The organism is Bifidobacterium tissieri (genome assembly GCF_002259645.1).
Classification (GTDB): domain Bacteria; phylum Actinomycetota; class Actinomycetes; order Actinomycetales; family Bifidobacteriaceae; genus Galliscardovia; species Galliscardovia tissieri.
Genome location: NZ_MWWV01000002.1, coordinates 140616 through 157830, shown reverse-complemented (window position 1 = coordinate 157830; position 17215 = coordinate 140616). Strand labels below are relative to the sequence as shown.

6 protein-coding genes are annotated in these 17215 nt (G+C 61.0%); 5 read left to right on the top strand and 1 reads right to left on the bottom strand.

Annotated elements, in window-relative coordinates; all coding sequences use genetic code 11:
* The first annotated feature begins 6 nt into the window (after window positions 1–6).
* Window positions 7–2649, top strand: a complete 2643-nt coding sequence (locus tag BTIS_RS01455) for a YhgE/Pip domain-containing protein (RefSeq protein WP_094661972.1) — start codon at window positions 7–9, stop codon at window positions 2647–2649.
* Window positions 2649–4889 (top strand): YhgE/Pip domain-containing protein, encoded by a 2241-nt coding sequence (locus tag BTIS_RS01450; protein ID WP_094661970.1) that lies wholly within the window; start codon window positions 2649–2651, stop codon window positions 4887–4889. Before BTIS_RS01455 ends, BTIS_RS01450 begins: the two co-directional genes overlap by 1 nt.
* A gap of 18 nt (window positions 4890–4907) precedes the next feature.
* Here BTIS_RS01450 and BTIS_RS01445 read toward each other — a convergent pair whose 3' ends face one another.
* On the bottom strand, window positions 4908–5588 hold the full coding sequence (locus BTIS_RS01445; RefSeq protein WP_094661968.1) for a DUF3800 domain-containing protein: 681 nt from the start codon (window positions 5586–5588) through the stop codon (window positions 4908–4910).
* A gap of 989 nt (window positions 5589–6577) precedes the next feature.
* Between BTIS_RS01445 and BTIS_RS01440 the strand changes: the two genes are divergently transcribed.
* The 3 genes from BTIS_RS01440 (at window position 6578) to BTIS_RS01430 (ending at window position 17106) form a co-directional block, all read left to right on the top strand.
* Window positions 6578–14149, top strand: a complete 7572-nt coding sequence (locus BTIS_RS01440; protein WP_143248831.1) for a Spy0128 family protein — start codon at window positions 6578–6580, stop codon at window positions 14147–14149.
* A 62-nt stretch (window positions 14150–14211) separates the two neighbouring features.
* Window positions 14212–15867, top strand: a complete 1656-nt coding sequence (locus BTIS_RS01435; protein ID WP_094661964.1) for an isopeptide-forming domain-containing fimbrial protein — start codon at window positions 14212–14214, stop codon at window positions 15865–15867.
* 138 nt (window positions 15868–16005) lie between these two features.
* Complete coding sequence (locus BTIS_RS01430; protein WP_094661962.1) at window positions 16006–17106, top strand: Cna B-type domain-containing protein; 1101 nt, start codon at window positions 16006–16008, stop codon at window positions 17104–17106.
* Window positions 17107–17215 lie beyond the last annotated feature (109 nt).

Below are 17215 nucleotides of genomic sequence, written 5' to 3'. Positions count from 1 at the left end.
GATATCATGCATAACGTGTTGCGCGTCTTCATCCGCGATGTGAAGCGGATCTGCGCGGTGCCCTTCGCCGTGTTCATCGTTCTGGCGTCATGCTTCGTGCCGGGACTGTATGCATGGCTCAACATCGCGGCGAACATGGACCCGTATGCGAATACCGGCGACGTGCCGATTGCAGTGGTCAACAACGATGCGGGAACCATGGTGAACGGCTCCGAAATGAATGTGGGCGACCAGACCATGGACGCCTTGAAGGACAACCACGATCTGGGATGGCGCTTCGTGGACGAGACAGCCGCCGTCAACGGCGTGAAATCCGGCGAATACTATGCGGCCATTGTGATCCCGAAGGATTTCAGTGCGGACCTGACCAGCGTGCTGCAGGGGAAGTTCACGCGGCCCGAACTGTCCTACTATGTCAACGAGAAGGTCAACACGCTCGCGCCGCGTGTGACGCAATCCGGCGCCGCGGCCCTTGAGCAGCAGATCAACGAATCGTTCGTCTCCACTGTCAGCGCGACCGTCACGAAGACGCTCTCCGAAGAGGCCGGCAAGATGAACGGCCAGCTCGACGGGACAGCGAACCAGCTGGACGGCAAGCTGAGCGAAGCCCAATCCAGCATCGTGGCGGCCCGCGGCAAAGTAGATGACGCGCAGTCCTCCATCACCGATGCGCGAGCGACAATCACGAGGTCCCGCCAAAGCATGACGGGCATCGCCGGTCGCGCCGACGCCCTTTCCACGAGCGTCAACGACACGGCATCCTCCGTCGACTCCGCACGTACCGGATTGTCGGCGTTCCAACACTCCATGAATACGACCATCGGACAGGTACAGTCCGGGGCCGGCTCCCTTAAGGGCCGCATCAACGGCATGGCGGATACCGTCAACGGCAATGCTGCGGACATCTCCGGCCGTGTCGACGCCTCGCTGTCCACTCTCGAATCCGCGAACGATGCCTTAGGGGATGCGATCGAGGCGATGGAATCCGACCCACAGTTCGCAGACTCGGACGCCCTCGCACAGGCGAAACAGCATCAGAGCGACCTCGCCGCACAGATCGAAGCGATGAGGCAACTGAACAATGGCATCCCCTCGGCGATGCAGGCGGGCGGCAAGAAGCTCTCCGATTCCCTAGACGCATTGAACGGCAAGGCCGACGGGCTCTCCAGCCTGTCCTCGGACGCTTCGAGCAGGATTGACTCCGCCCTCACAGGTGTCTCCACCCAGCTCGTCGGACTGTCCGGAACCGTGGGTGCGACCGCCGAATCGCTTGGTCGCATCGATGCCGATCTCACACAGCTCGACACGACGCTCGAATCGGCGTCCAAGGTGATGGGGCAGACGGGCAAGGCCCTCGATCGCGTGGGTGCATCGGTGCAACGCACGCAGGCCGATTTCGCCGTCCTCCGTGCGAGCGACGCGTGGGCAGGCGTCAAGGGCCTTGCGCACGTGGACGCCGATCAGGTGTCCTCGTTCCTCGCATCCCCGGTCGGTCTGGAGACCCGCGAGTACTATCCGATGAAGAACTACGGCACCGCCATCGCCCCGTTCTTCACGAACCTGGCATGCTGGGCGGGCGCGTTTGTGGCGCTCACCCTCATACGTAATGATGCCGATTCGGAAGGCATTGACGCGCTCACGCCCAAGCAGGCGTTCCTCGGACGGTGGCTGCTACTCATGGTTGTTGCGGTGCTGCAGGGCATCGTCATCGCATCAGGCAACCTCGTCATCGGCATCCAGTGCAACGTGCCATGGGCGTACTATCTGGGCACCATCGTATGCTCGATGACCTACGTATCAATCGCCTACAGTCTGGTCATGATGTTCCGGCACATCGGCATGGCATTGAGCGTGATCTTCCTGATATTGCAGGTGCCGGGCGCGGGCGGTATGTACCCAATCGAGATGATGCCCCACTTCTACCGACTGCTGTACCCGATGCTGCCGTTCACGTATGGCGTCGAGGCGCTGCGCGAATCGATCGGGGGCTTCTATGGCACGGACTTCTGGACGCGCATCTGGCAGACCTCCATGTTCGCCGTGGCGTTCCTGCTCGTGGCGATGCTGTGCCGCCCGGCGCTCGCCAATCTCAATGATCTATTCAACCGCGAACTAGCGGATACCGATCTGGTCAACGCGCAGCGATTGGAGATCGTCAGCTCCGAACGCAACATCATGATCACCGTGCGCAAGATGCTCGCCGATCCGACCTGGGGCGCCGGCGTACGACGCCGGGCGAGGAAGTTCGAGCGGCTGTACCCACATCTGGTGCGCATCGGGTTCCATCTTATCTGGATCATCCCCGTCGTGTTCCTCATCGTCATGATGGTCGTCGGGCCGAGCATCGGATTCCTCGTGGCCTGGCTGGCGATGGTAGTCGTCGTGGACATCGCGCTGATCATCCTCGAATACATCCACCTCCACCTGCCGAGGCAGGCGCATGACAGCACAATGGGCGCCGAAAGCCTGCTTCGCTCCGTAGCGGCCGCCGGGCGCGCCGTGATAGCCGACGGCATCGCAGGAAACGCCGGCGGAAGCGTCGCCCGGCATGCCGCGGGGAACGCCGGCGACGGGGGCAATATCAATGAGGGCGCCGGCGTCGAGGCCAATGCCAACAGGACCAATGCCAACGGAAAGGATGTCCACTGATGAGGAACGTATGGACCATATTCCACACCGACATGCGGCACATCCGCAGCAGCGTGATCGCGCTCATCATCGCCATCGGCCTGATCCTCATGCCGTCGTTCTACGCATGGTTCAACATCTACGCCAACTGGGATCCATACAGCAACACCGGCGGCATGAAGGTCGCCGTCGCCAACTCGGACAAGGGCTATCAGGGCGACCTGCTGCCGGCGAAGGTCAACGTGGGCGATCAGGTCGCCAATGCTCTCAGGGCGAACGACAGCCTCGACTGGACGTTCGTGAGCGAAGATGAGGCCAAAAGCGGCGTGGAATCCGGCGAATACTACGCGGCAATCGTGATTCCCAAGGACTTCAGCACGGACCTGTTCTCCCTGCTGAGCGAGAGGACCGCGGATTCCGGGAAAACGGACAAGACCGAGGTACGGCAGGCTCAGCTCGTCTACTACTCCAACCCCAAGAAGAACCCCATCGGCTCCACCGTCACCGATCAGGGCGCCTCCACCGTACGTCAGCAGATCAGCGACACCCTCACCTCGGCCGTTGCTCAGGCCGCCGCCGGCATGCTTGATTCCGTGTCCGCCTATCTCGACACGGACCAGAGCACACGATCCATCAGTGCATTGAGTGCCAATCTGCGGCAGCAATCAAGCGATCTCGCCGACGCTGCCGATCTCGCTTCGAGCTACGCGGATCTCGCCGATTCCGCGGCATCCCTGCTCGACGCATCTGACAAGTCGATGGAACAGACGAAGCGGTCGCTGCAATCCTCCACCGTTGACATGGACGGCTTCACCGGCAAGCTTGGAGACGCATCCACGTCGATCGACCGCATCAACGAGAACATGACCAACGGACTCGATTCCTCGGCGGACGCCTTCGATACCGTCGGCGACAACGCCGAGGAGACGCTGAGCAAACCCGCCGAGGGAGCCGCCAACACTGCGGTGGCCCTGCGCGAGATCTCCACGAACCGCGTCAGGCCAATGATCGCGAGCCTGACCCAATACCGCAATACGCTGGTCTCCATCAGGGAATCGTTGCACACCGAACCGGCCAAGGCCTCGATCGACCGGGCCATCGCTGATGTGGACCGCACCCTCACACGCCTCAACGACACCGACACGAAGATCAACGACGCCGCGGACCAGGCCGAAGCCAAGGGGCAGACGATCACCGACGCCGGCAAGGACATCGCCGCGCAGGCGCAGGCCAGCGCGCAGTCGATCCGCGATCTGAACAAGTCGTATCAGGACAACGTCGTCGCCACGCTCTCCGGCGTGACCGACTCCGCCAAGCGGACTGGTGCGGATGCCAAGGCATTGGTCGACGACGCCACCGCGGCGCTCGCCGACGTGACCGGTCAGACCGACGGCAGTGGTTCGGCCGGTGCGCTGACTGACATCCGTGAGGTGACGGATAATATCAACACGGCGCATGACACGTTGCTCGAGCAATCGAAGAAGCTCGGCGAGACCGCCGACAAGCTGGACGAGGCCATGGCATCCGGCGGCGTGGACGAGGTGCGCAAACTTCTCTCCCAACCCACGGACACCATCGCTCTGGCGATGACCACGCCCGTCATGACGAAGCGCATAGCCGTGTACCCGATCGCGAACAACGGCTCCGCGATGACCCCGTTCTACACGCTGCTGGCCATCTGGGTCGGCGCGATGTTCCTAGGCATCGTCCTCAAGGCGAACGTATCGGACAAGATCGCCGCGACCTTGGACCATCCGAGGCCGTGGCAGCTGTATCTGGGCCGCGGCCTCACCTTCGTCGCGTTCTCGCTGGCGCAAACCACCGTGCTGGGGCTCGGCGACCTGCTGTATCTGCGCGCGCAGGCGGAGAATCCGTTCCTGTTCATGCTATGCCTGTGGTGGTCGTCGCTGGTGAGCTCGACGCTCGTCTACACGCTGTCGGCCGTGTTCAGCACCGTCGGCAAGGTGATTTGCGCCGTGCTCATGGTCTCGCAGATCGCCGGCATCGGCGGCACGTTCCCGGTGGAGATGCTCCCGAGCGGTTTCAGGCAGCTGTACCCCTACCTGCCGTTCTCTCATGGCATCACCGCGCTGAGGGAGACCGTCGGCGGATTCTACGGCAACGTCTACTGGGAGCAGATGGGTCGCATGGGCATCTATCTCGTGGTCGCCTTGCTCATTGGCTTCGTGCTCTACACGCCGGTGACCCGCGCCATGGCGAAGACCAACAAACTGGTCTCCAGCACGATGGCGATGAACTGAGACGGATTGGAGAACTCTCTACCGAGCTGTCAGCTGATGCTTCCGGACCTTTTTTAGGAAATTCTTTCTGAAATTTCCCAGTGGCCCGAAGAAGCGTTCGTCGGTAGCGGTCTGTTCGTGGTTCTCGTACTTGAGGGCTGTCAGTTCGATGGTGCAGATGAGATCCGCTATCTGTGCAAGACGGTAGTCGGTCGGCGATCCCCTGCGGTAGACGATGGCCTTCTTCGAGAGCGCGTACTCCACCGCGCCGTGAATGGCCTGCGTGACGAGGCTCTGGCCGCCGTCGTAGTACACCTTGATGGCGTCGAAGCTCTGAAAGAGCGCCAGATGGTCGAACACGATGTTGACGATATCGCGTTTGATGCGCGTTCCCAGCTGTTCCAAGGTCGCGTAATCGGCCTTTCGGTAGATGAGCGTCACGTATTGTGCCGGCAGTTTGAACAGCATGGACAGGAAGTAGGTGGGCAGGCGCTTGCGCTGGCTGATGCCGAGGTGTTGGTAGGCGTCATGGCCGTTCAACAGCGGGGAAGCATGCATGGGGATATCCGGCAGGCCGGCATTGCGGAGCAGCTGCTCGTATGCGGCGAACACGGGGATGACGGGATCGGATTGATCGTGGAACACCAGCGTCAGCGCGTAGTACTTGGACTGGAATCCCTGTTCGCCGCTCTCGTCGGCGAAGATCGAGACGTCCGCCATGATGCCCCCTGAAAAATAAAAAATGCCGGGGGATTACCCCCGGCTCTTGGAAGTCTCACATTGCTGCGGACCTGTGTAGGAGACACGGTATCAGATTCGGCCCCGGATTGCAAAGCATCGGTTGGCTGTGGGAAATCGGGGGAGAGAGCGGCGCTATGCCTCGGGGAGTGCCGGAGACTTAGGGAAGGGCTCTCTCCCTCTACCGTCATTCGGTGCTGGTCGTTCAACGACGGGTCGTCGCGTGGCAGTCGCTGGCTGGTGATCGGTCGGCGACGACCTTTGCGTGGAAACGTGAGGAATCGCTGAGTCTCTTGGGTTCGTAGGATTCAGTGCCGGAATCGGCGTCGGCGGAGGTGAGCCCCGCGTGGGCTGTCGAAGCGTGCCATAGGAGAATGCGCAGAGCGACGGAATGGATGTGTCCTCTCTCCGTAATCCACACTGGTTCCTGAAAGCACTCGGCCCGCCTCCAATGCAGGACGCGGGCCGGTGAAAGCAACCGATAGGTCAGGCCTATCGAACAGCTCACAGTATATCATTGATTGACTTAATAACTTGAGCATGACCACTCGAACCGGTGAGGGCTTCCAAATGCTGGAACGCGATAAGACGCTTCGCGAAGTCTTCGAATCAACAAGAGCAAACTTCATCTACCTTAAAGAAGGCGAGAGATGTCGGGGGATGGCTCCGGCTCTTGGAATGTCACGTTGCGAATGTCACATTACTGCGGACCCGTGTACGGCACAGGTCCGCAGAAGACGTCGTGGTTTTGCAAGTGACGGCCGGCAGGCTTATCACGGCGTGGCGCGTTCTCTGGATTGGGTATGAGACGCGTGTTGCATACCCTCGTGTAGCACCCCGTTTTGACAAATCGAGCGTGGGGGGGGGGGTAGCTTTTACTGCCAGTGGATGTAGCGATGACAGGCATCGTGTCTGAGGTTGTCGAATCCGCCATGAGTGTAGTTTGTTGTGGAAGAAGAGACGGGATGCGCATGCTCCGCAAACCTATGTGCCGGTTGATAGTCGTGTTCCTGACAGTGGTGGTGATGCTGGCCACCGGCGTCAATATCGTTCCCGAAGCGTTCGGCGAGACGACGGACGATGCCGCATCGTCCGAGACCGTCCAATCCCCCGATCCTCTCGAGTCCGCGGATGCCGGCATACCCTCCACGTCCAATTCCTCCAATTCGAACGACGTCAGTCAGGGTGGACAGGAGGTCACCGGCAATTCGAAGTCCGAGATTCGGGTGAACCTGTTCAAGGACGCGAACCATCAACAACCGTTGGAAAATACCGACAAGGTGCAGGTCGGCGACACAATATACGGCCATATCGTCTGGGATTGGGACGAGAGCGAGAAACCGACGATCGGCGACAACATCCGCTACTACACGTTCCCGAAGAACATCACCGTCAAGGACGTGGGATCGGAGAAGAACCCCAAGAACCTGTACGACGCACGCGGTAATTTAGCCGGCGGCTGGTGGATCACGAACGGTGTCGTCTACGGCAAGTGGAACGAGGACTGGCTGAAGGCCAATCCCACGGATGTCGAGTCGTTCGTGAACTTCGACTTCACCCTGAACGATGATGGCAGCAACAGCGGTGACAAGGTGGTCATCGATTTCGGCACCAAGGGCGAGGACATCACCGTCAACATCGACAAGTCCAAGATCGAGGGCTCCAAGACCTACACGATCAATGCCGACGGCACTGTGACGTTCACCGTCAACGTGAAACCCAAGTTCGATGTCAAGAACATGGTCGTCACCGACACGTTGGGCACGAATTTCAACTTCGTGAAGGGCAGCTTCAAGCTGGATGGCAAAAGCCTCGATAACGTCACCATCAATGGCCAGAACGCCACAGTCAATCTCGGCGATCTCAAGGCCAACGCCAAGAACGGCTATAAGCTCACCTACACCGCTACGCTTACTGACGAGGCAAAGAAACTCCTCGCCGAAGGCAAGCTCTCCCAGAACGACTCGAAGAACACCGCCGAATGGAGCTGGACCGGCTCCGAGACGCCCGGCAAAGCCGAGACCACGCCGTACCTGAACTACCAGATGATCGACAAGAGCAACGGCTCGCTTGACGGCGACAGGGGCATCAAGTGGATCGTGAACCTCAACAACGGCAACTACAAAGCCGACATGGGCGGGTATACGTTCACCGATACGCTCAAGGACGGCCACCACTACACCGGTACATATCAGGTATACAAGGGCAACGATTGGAGCAATCCGGTCGCCTCCGGCACTCTTGACGGCACCGCCAAGAGCTTCACCTACACGTTCCCCAATGACGCCGGTCATGAGCAGTATCACATCGTCTACTACACCGCGCTCGACGATCCGTCCTCGCAGGGGACGGTGAGCAATGGCGCCACCATCACACCTCCCGGCAACGATCCAACGAAGCCCGACGGCAGTGACGACGGCACATACACGCCTCAGGACACGAACACCTACATCACCAAGACGCTCGATTCCAACACCGCCGCGTCGAACGGCCTGGCGACATGGTCATCGGTCATCGCGACGTCGAAGATGAGCGGCTTCACCGATCCGAAGAAGATCACGTTCACCGATAAGCTCTCCGAGCCGAGCGGCACCAAGGCCACGTTCACGTTCTACGGCGAGCCGATACTTGCGCTCGCCGACGGAACCAAGCTCGTCAAGGACACCGACTACACGCTCAAGTTCAACAGCGCCAACGACACGATGACCATCACCTTCAAAGGTGACAAGGTCGGGAGTGCGATCGGCCAACAGGACATCAAGGTCACGTACACGACGGTCTGTGATAGGACGCCCGGCACGTACGACAACAAGGCGAGCGTGAAGTTCAACGGCGTGACCAAGTCCGCCGAGGCCGACTACACAATCGACGATGACAACCTCGTGTCCAAGACCGGCTCGATGAAGTGGGACAAGGACTTCGATTGGTCGAAGGTCGATTCGTCGGAAAAGACCAAGGGCGCGTGGATCGCCACGTGGAAGGTCACGGTGAATGAGGACAACGACCCGTACAACGGTGCCGGCAAGGTGGATCTCAAAGGCCAGCCGATCGTCGTGACCGATACACTGCCCCAAGGCATGCGCTACATTCCTGCCGGTGCGGGCTACGACGGCAAGTACACGGTGCAGGCCGGCTGGTGGCCGGGAGCGTTGCAGAACCAGAGCCTTGACGCCGTGAAGTCGGAATCGGACGGCCGGATCACCTTCACCATTCCCACGAAGGCCGTCGTACAGAACGCAGACGGCTCCGACAAGGCATACGCCGTCCTCACCTATTCGACCGCCGCCAAAGGCACCGGTGAAGGCGTCAACTTCACCAACAGCGTCGACGCGCAATCCGGTTCCACACATCTTGGCACTGACTCGTCCACGGTCAAGGGCAAGAACACGGTGATCGACAAGGCGGCCCAGCAGATCAAGGATCTGAACCATGTGCGCTACACGATCTCGGTGAACCCAGAAAGCGCGGATCTGATCAAAGACTCGGACACCATCACCCTGTCCGATGTGATGGATGCCAAGGGCACGTTCATGCCCAGCTCGCTCAAGATCACGAACGTGGGCACCGGTGAGACCGTCGTTGTGCCGGTCACTCTGGAGGATGTGACCGACAAGGATGGCAATCCCACGCAGAAACTGACCATCACGTTGCCGGATTCCACAGCACTCAAAGTGGTGTACGACGTCAAGCCGACCGGCAAACCCGGTGACAAGGTGACGCTCAGCAATACGGCATCGCTCAAGGGCGTGGCCGGCGGCAGCTCCACCAACGAGAAGAAATGGACGATCACCAACGCGAGCGCCGGCACCGAAGGCGCGAGCGGCACGGTCACCGTCACCAAGGTGGATGCAGACGACCTGAGCCGGTATTTGCAAGGCGCCGAGTTCGCGCTGTATCAGGTCGATATGGACAAGCTCAGCGGAACCAAGGTGACCTTCGAACAGGTAAAGAATGCCTCGAACAAGGTCCAGGCAAAAACCACGAATGCCAATGGCATGCTGACCTTCGGCAGTGCGGATAATCCACTGGCCAATAACACGCTCTACTATTTCACGGAGACGAAGGCGCCGAACGGCTACGAACTCGATTCGGCCCCGCACTATTTCATGATTCCGAGCGGCAATGCCAGCGACGCCGATACGGCGCTCGCACGCGCCAAAGGCTTCGGGCTCGCCGTCTCGTCCAACACATCCTTCACAGCGACCGACGCGCGCATTCCCAATCCGGCGACGGCCTCCGTCACGCTCGGCAAACAGCTGTCGGGGCGTGCATGGGACGACGACGATCAGTTCACTTTCCAGCTGTCTCCTGATGAGGAAGATAGCAAGGACGTGACCGAGGACGAGGTCAAGGCCGCGATGCCGGAGTCCACAACCGCCACCGTCAGGAAGACCGGAACCGGCGCGGACGGCAGCAGCACCGCGTTCTCGTTCGGCGATTTCACATTCTCCAAGACGGGCACCTACGCCTATACGGTCAAGGAGACCGGCAATGGCGGCAATGGTCTGACGCTCGACACCCGCACCGCGAAGGTCGTGTTCACGGTCACGAAGAACGCCGTCGGCGATCTTGTCGCCACGTCGAAGATCACAGGCCTGGACGATGTGCGCGGCACGCAGACGTTCAAAAACACGTATACGCCGACGTCGGCGAAGGCGAGCAACAACATCAAGGTGCAGAAGGATCTGTGGGGCACATGGAAGGACGGGTATTCCTTCGAATTCCGTCTGGAGCCCTCCTCGGATACCCCGGATGCGCCATTGGCCACCGAAGCCGACGAAAGGCAAGGGTATACGAGCCTTACGGTGACCGACGGCGAAGTGCATGCCTTCCCTGACATCACCTATACCAAGGCCGGCGTCTACCACTACAACATCTACGAGCACACGCCGCCGGACGCCGAGAGGATTCCCGGCATCGACTACTCCAACGCGCTCTACCATGTGGCGGTGACCGTCTCCGATGACGGTGCAGGCAAGTTGTCCATCGACCCGGACAAGGGCGTCGTGATGACCAAGGTGTCCAACGACGACGGTTCTGACTACAAGAATCCTGACAAGCCCATCGCTTACAACAAGGCATGGTTCCAGAACGCCTTCGACGCGGAAAGCATCAACCTCAGCCTGCTCGCCATCAAGAACTATACCGATAAGACCGGCTCCAAGCCGTTGACCGACGGCATGTTCTCGTTCACTCTGACCGGCAACGACAAAGCGCCCATGCCCAACGGTGTGAGGCCCGGAGGGTCAGTCACCGCAACCGTCACCTCGGACGGCGCCGTGTCGTTCCCCTCGATCAAGTACACGACCTTCGATGACGGCGACAAAACCTACACGTACACCCTCAAGGAGAACGCGCCGGCCGGTGCCGTGACGAGTGACGACGGCAAAACCGCCACGCTCAACGGTATGACCTACGACCTGACCGTCTACACGATCAAGGTGGAACTGAGCAACGAGGTCATCGATGGGCAGGCGACACTCGTCTCCAAGACGACCACCCTCGACGCGCAAGGCAATCCGATTGATGCATCGAAGCTTGACCAAGGTCGCCCGGTATTCTCCAACACGTATGATCTGACGCCCGCCACCGCAAGCGTCGCCGGACAGAAGACCCTGACCGGGCGTGATATGGATGCGAACGAGCGGTTCACGTTCCAACTGGCCGCCGCGGCCGACGACACCGCCGAAGCCAAGGCGGCACGCGACGGTCTCGCGGACGACTCCATCGTCTTCGGCGACGACAAGGCATCCGAAACGATGACGGCCACCGTGACCGGCGCGCAGGACGGCGTGGCATCAGGCTTCACGTTCGACGGCATCCACTTCACCAAGCCGGGAGTCTTCAAGTTCCGCATCTCCGAAACCGGTGACGTGAAGGCCGGCACGACCAAGGATACGCACGTGTCCTACGCGACCGTCACCGTCAAGGACAACGGTACCGGTGGGCTCGTGACCGATATCGCCTACGACAACACCGACGCGACAACCGAATCGGACCGGAACGTGAGCGACAAGACCGCCTTCACCAACACGTACGGTGCGAGCGGCCGTGTGTTCTTCCTGCTGCACAAGAAGCTCACCGCCGCAAGCGGCGCCATCGCGCCGACACTCAAGGCGGGAATGTTCACCTTCGGCCTGTATCAGGGCGAAGGTGCGGAGAACAAAACGCCGATCCAGACCAAGTCGAACATCGTGCCAGACGGCGGCGAGGCATCCGGCCACATCGTCTTCGACGATATCATCTATACGCCGGAGTCTCTGAAGCAGGCAGTGGCCGACGGATACGCCACGTACGACGCCACGGCGAAGAACTGGACGCTCACCTACACGGTCGCTGAGCTCGACGGCAGCGACCAGCCTGTCACGCAGGGCTACTCGAAGGACGGCATCGTCTACGACGCCACCACCCGCAAGGTCATCGTCACGGTCAGGGACATGGGTAACGGCACGCTTGGCGTCGGCTATCGTGTGAGCGACGGTGACGTGAGCACGGACGACGATCCCGATTCCGAAGAGGCCGCGTTCAACAACGTGTACACGCCTTCGCCCGCCACGGCACAGCTGTATGCGCAAAAGACGCTCTCCGGCCGTGACTGGCAGGACGGCGACTCGTTCACGTTCCGCATGCAGGCCATCTCCGGCACGCTGGTCGACGGTTCGGCCGTTGCGAAAGGTTCGATGCCGATGCCGGACGGAGCCTCGGATGGCGTGCTTACGCGCGAGGCCACCAATGGCAACGCGTTCTCCTTCGGCGAGATGACCTTCGCCAAACCCGGCACGTACCTATACAACATCGACGAGATACAGCCGGAGAATCCGTTGCCGGGCGTGAGCTACTCCACCGACCTGTACCGGGCCACCGTCACCGTGACCGATGACGGCAAGGGCACTCTGTCTTCTTCCGTGAAACTGGAACGGGTCGAGAAGGGCGCCGACGTCGAAACGCGGAAGGCGTCGTCGAAGACGGCCTCAAAGAAGACGGCGTCGTCCGCGAAGCGGGTCGCGGTGACCACCATGCGCACGGTCAAGATCAAGGCGACGGACAATAACGAACCAGTCGCGCAGATCACCAACGTGTACGACGCGCTGTTGCATAACTGGTCCCCGAAGGTCAGGAAGCAATACGTCGACAACAGCGGCGGCAACCCGTTGACCGCCGGAAAGTTCACGTTCAAGCTCGTCCCAATCGACGGCGCCCCGCTGCACGTGATCGGCGACGATGGCAGCATCGCCGACGTGGACGAACTCACCACCAAGAACACGGCGAACGGTGAAGCGTCCTTCAAGGACATACGATTCACCGACAAGGACCTCGGTGCGAACGGCTCAGCCAAAACGTACGCCTATCGTGTTTCCGAGATCGCAGGCGACGAGCATGGCATGTCCTATGACAAGGCCGTGTACACGTTCGAAATCACGGTCGGTCGTGATACGGGAGGACTGCTGGCCGTCACGCAGGTCGTCAAGGATGCGGACGGCAACGTGGTGACGGACGCCGATGGCACCGATGTGGCCATGCCGAGGTTCTCGAACACGTACACGCCTCAGCCGGTCAAGGTGCGGCTCAAGGCGCGTAAGACCCTGAGGGGAGGCACGCTCAAAGCCGGCCAGTTCTCGTTCAAGCTGTACCACGGATTCCAGTTCGGCGATCCCAAGGGCCAATCCTTCACAGCCGAGGCGTTCCAGACCAAGACGAACGACGCGGACGGCGACGTCTCCTTCGACGAGCTCACCTTCTACCAAGTCGGCTCGACCTACTACTCGCTGATCGAGGACGTGCCAGACGGGGCGGTGAACAATGTCAAGGACGGAGTCACCTACAAGGACACTTGGAACTACGTGAAGGTGACGGTCACGCTCGACAAGCAGACCGGCGAACTCAAGGCGACGGTCACCGATATGGATACCGGCAGCGATACCACGCAGTTCACCAACACATACGACGCGGCCGGTTCGGTGACGTTCTACACGCGCAAGATCTTCGAGAATATCGACGGCACCGCCCACGAGATTCCCGAGGACGCGTTCGATTTCACGCTCTACGAGGGCAATGTGAATGCCGCTGACGGATCGGCGAAGCCGCTGCAGACCAAGACCGTGCCCGCGAGCACGACCGGCAACAGCTTCGTGACGTTCGACACCATCGTCTTCGGCATGGATGACCTCAGAAACGCCGACGGCACCTATGCCAAGTCGAAGACGTTCACCTACTCGGTGAAGGAGAACATACCGGCCGAGAACGATCCGAAACATCTGGCCGGCGCCACCTACGACGAACAATCTCACACGTATCAGGTGACGGTCACGGACAACGGTGCCGGCAAGCTGACCACCAGAGTGGAGGTCGACGGCGAATACGGCGGCGACAGCAAGATCATCCCCGTGATCACGAACCGGTACTCGGCCGTGCTGCTGCCAAACACCGGCAGTGACGTGACGATGTTCGACTGGCGACTGTCCGGCGGACTGCTTGTCGCCCTCGCGGCGGGAGCACTGGCGCTGGTCCACGCATCCCGCAAACGCGGCGGTCTCAGCATGTAGTCGGCTGCGCCGACTCGGAACCATCAGGATTTCAACAACAAAGAACACTCGAAGGAGTAATCATGAAGAAGATAGGAAAAGCCGTATTCGGCCTCATCGCCGCCGTGGCGATGCTATTCACGGGGCTGATCGCGCCTGTCACGGCGATGGCGGCGGGAGAGTATTCGATCACCATCGGCACGCAGACCAAGCCGGTCACCAAGGACCACACGTTCGAGGCATATCAGGTGTTCGCCGGCGACCTGTCCGAGAAGGGCAACGACGTCACGTTGTCCAACATCAGCTGGGGCAACGGCGTCAAGGGTAGCGAACTGCTCGCCGCGCTGAAGCAGGATGCCACGCTTGGTGCTACGTTTACTAGCGCGAATGGCGCCGCCGACGTGGCCGCCGCCTTGACCGCGGACAACGCGGCCGCGTTCGCCAAGGTCGCCGCCGCCCACCTGACCGAGACGACCTCCGGAACCGGCGCGTACGACGAGGGCGCGAAGACCTACACGATTTCCGGTCTGGACGCCGGCTACTACCTGGTCAAGGACAAGGACGACTCCCTCGGCGACAAGACCGAGGCCTACACCGAGTTCATCCTCCAGGTGGTCAAGAGCGTGACCGTCGAGCCGAAGGCCGACGTGCCTACCGTTGAGAAGAAGGTGTGGGATACCAACGATTCCGCCACCGACGACAAGGACGCGAACGACGACAAGTGGTCCGACTCCGCCGACCACGACATCAACGACACCGTCGCCTTCCAGCTGACCGGCTCCCTGCCGAGCAACTACGACGCCTACACCACCTACGCCTACACGTTCACCGATACCCTGTCCAAGGGCCTGACGCTGGATCAGGACAGCATCAAGGTGTACGCGGTGAAGGGCGCTGGCGACGCGCAGACCAGGACCGAGATCAAGAAGCTTGCCGCAGACTCCGCAGACAAGGACGGCTACACGGTCGCCACCGCCGCCTACGAGGGCACCGGCGACAAGTACGAGGGCGGCACCGTGCTGACCCTCAAGTTCGCCGATCTCAAGCAGGCCGCCGCCGCGGATGCCGCCAACACCCCGGCCATCGACAAGGACACCAGGATCGTGGTCGAGTACAACGCCACGCTGAACGAGAACGCGGTCATTGGCTCCGCCGGCAACCCGAACAAGGTGGACCTGACCTTCTCCAACAACCCGAACGGCGAGGGCGAAGGCAAGACCCCGGAGGACGTCGTCACCGTGTTCACGTTCAAGATCGTGGCCAACAAGGTCGACGAGAACAACGAGGCCCTCGAAGGCGCCGGCTTCACCCTGTACAAGTTCAACAAGGACTCCAGCAAGTACGAGGCCGTCGGCGAGGAGATCAAGGGCGACACCATGACCCAGTTCAACTTCTCTGGTCTGGACGCGGGCCAGTACAAGCTCGAGGAGACCACCACCCCGGCCGGCTACAACACCTGGGAGGGCCTCGAGTTCAAAATCGTCGCCGAGCATGACGCCACCGCGGACGACCCGCAGCTGAAGACGCTGAAGTTCACCGACCTGAACGGCAAGGAGATCAACGACTTCACCGTCGATACGAACAAGGACGGCGGCAGCATTGACGTCGTCAACAAGAAGGGTTCCAACCTTCCGGAGACCGGTGGCATCGGCACCACGATCCTGTACGTGGCCGGCGCTGTGTGCGTGGCCGCTGCGGGCCTGTGGTTCGGCCTGCGCCGCCGCAACGCGTCCCGCTGATCGCGGCTGATATGCCGATGCGCTGATCGGCCGATCCGGTGATGCCGGCCCGCTTCTGCCAGAAGGCGGGGCGGCATCACCGCCGCTGCCGGCCGAATCGGAAATGGTAAGTCAACGAAGAGATTGAAGCAAAGAACGATGATGATTCACGCAGATCAAGGTCACACCCACGGTCGTGCGCAAGGCCGCGGCCAGGACCGCGGCGCGGCGCAGGCGCGAGGCGCGCTGGCCCATGCCCCGCGTGCGGCGGGCGGTGTCTTTGCGGCGGTCTGCTCGCTGATGCTTGCCGTCGCGATGCTCCTGACGGGCTTCATGCCGGTTCCCGCGCTCGCGGACGAGACGTCCGGCGCCGAGGCCCGAACCGGCTCCATCACCGTCGACTATGCGAACGCGGGCACGCCGATCGCGGGCGCGACGGTCAACCTGTACCATGTGGCCGACTGGGCGCCAAACTCCGACCGTAATACGTTTACGACGATCAGCCCGTTTTCAGACAGCGGCAAGTACCCGCTTGACTGGTCGCTGCTGAACAGCGGAGGTTCCGTTGATTATCAGCGGTTCGCCACCACGTTGGTCGGTCTCATCGAAAGGAACAAGCCGACGGCCGCCGCCACCGCGGCCACCGACGCCAACGGCGGTGCCCGATTCTCCGGCCTTCCCAAGGGCCTCTATCTGGTCCTCATCGACGGCTATGACGATGGCTCCATCACCTGCGGCCCGTCGTACGTGCTGGTCGCATTGCCATCCAAGTCGGTGGCCGACGCCGACGCCATGACCATGGACGTCACCCTCGAGCCGAAGAACGACTGCGAGACCACGCCTCCCACACCGCCCACCGAAACGGTCAAGAAGAAGGTGGTCAAGGTCTGGAAGGGTGATTCCGCCGCGAACCGTCCGGGCAAAATCGTCGTGCAACTGTTGCAGGACGGCACGGTGATCGACGAAGTGGAGCTCAACGCCTCCAACAACTGGACCCATGAATGGAACGATCTGCCGGTCGGTCATGACTATCAGGTGGTTGAGAAGACCGTGCCGGACGGCTACACCGTGCTGACGGATCGCGAGAACGACGTCGTCACCATCACCAACACGTACACGCCGCCGACGACCCCACCGAGCAATAACACCCCACTGCTTGGCAAGACCGGCGCCAGCGTGGGCATCGCCGCGATCTGCGCCGGCACGCTCGGCGGACTGGGGCTCATCCTCTTCATACGCCGCAGGCACAGGGCGAAGTAGTGGATCGCGGGAGCTTCGTGAACTCCTCTCAATTGGCTTCACTGCTAGCTCCCCTCAACCTTGAGGGAAAGCAAAACGATGCTCCCTCGGCTAAGAGGGGTCAATCTAT

Excerpts from the sequence above, each read along its gene's own strand:
- BTIS_RS01455 (WP_094661972.1), top strand. The coding sequence starts at position 7 with ATGCATAACGTGTTGCGCGTCTTCATCCGCGATGTGAAGCGGATCTGC.
- BTIS_RS01440 (WP_143248831.1), top strand. The coding sequence starts at position 6,578 with ATGCTCCGCAAACCTATGTGCCGGTTGATAGTCGTGTTCCTGACAGTG.
- BTIS_RS01435 (WP_094661964.1), top strand. The coding sequence starts at position 14,212 with ATGAAGAAGATAGGAAAAGCCGTATTCGGCCTCATCGCCGCCGTGGCG.
- BTIS_RS01445 (WP_094661968.1), bottom strand. The coding sequence starts at position 5,588 with ATGGCGGACGTCTCGATCTTCGCCGACGAGAGCGGCGAACAGGGATTC.
- BTIS_RS01430 (WP_094661962.1), top strand. The coding sequence starts at position 16,006 with ATGATGATTCACGCAGATCAAGGTCACACCCACGGTCGTGCGCAAGGC.
- BTIS_RS01450 (WP_094661970.1), top strand. The coding sequence starts at position 2,649 with ATGAGGAACGTATGGACCATATTCCACACCGACATGCGGCACATCCGC.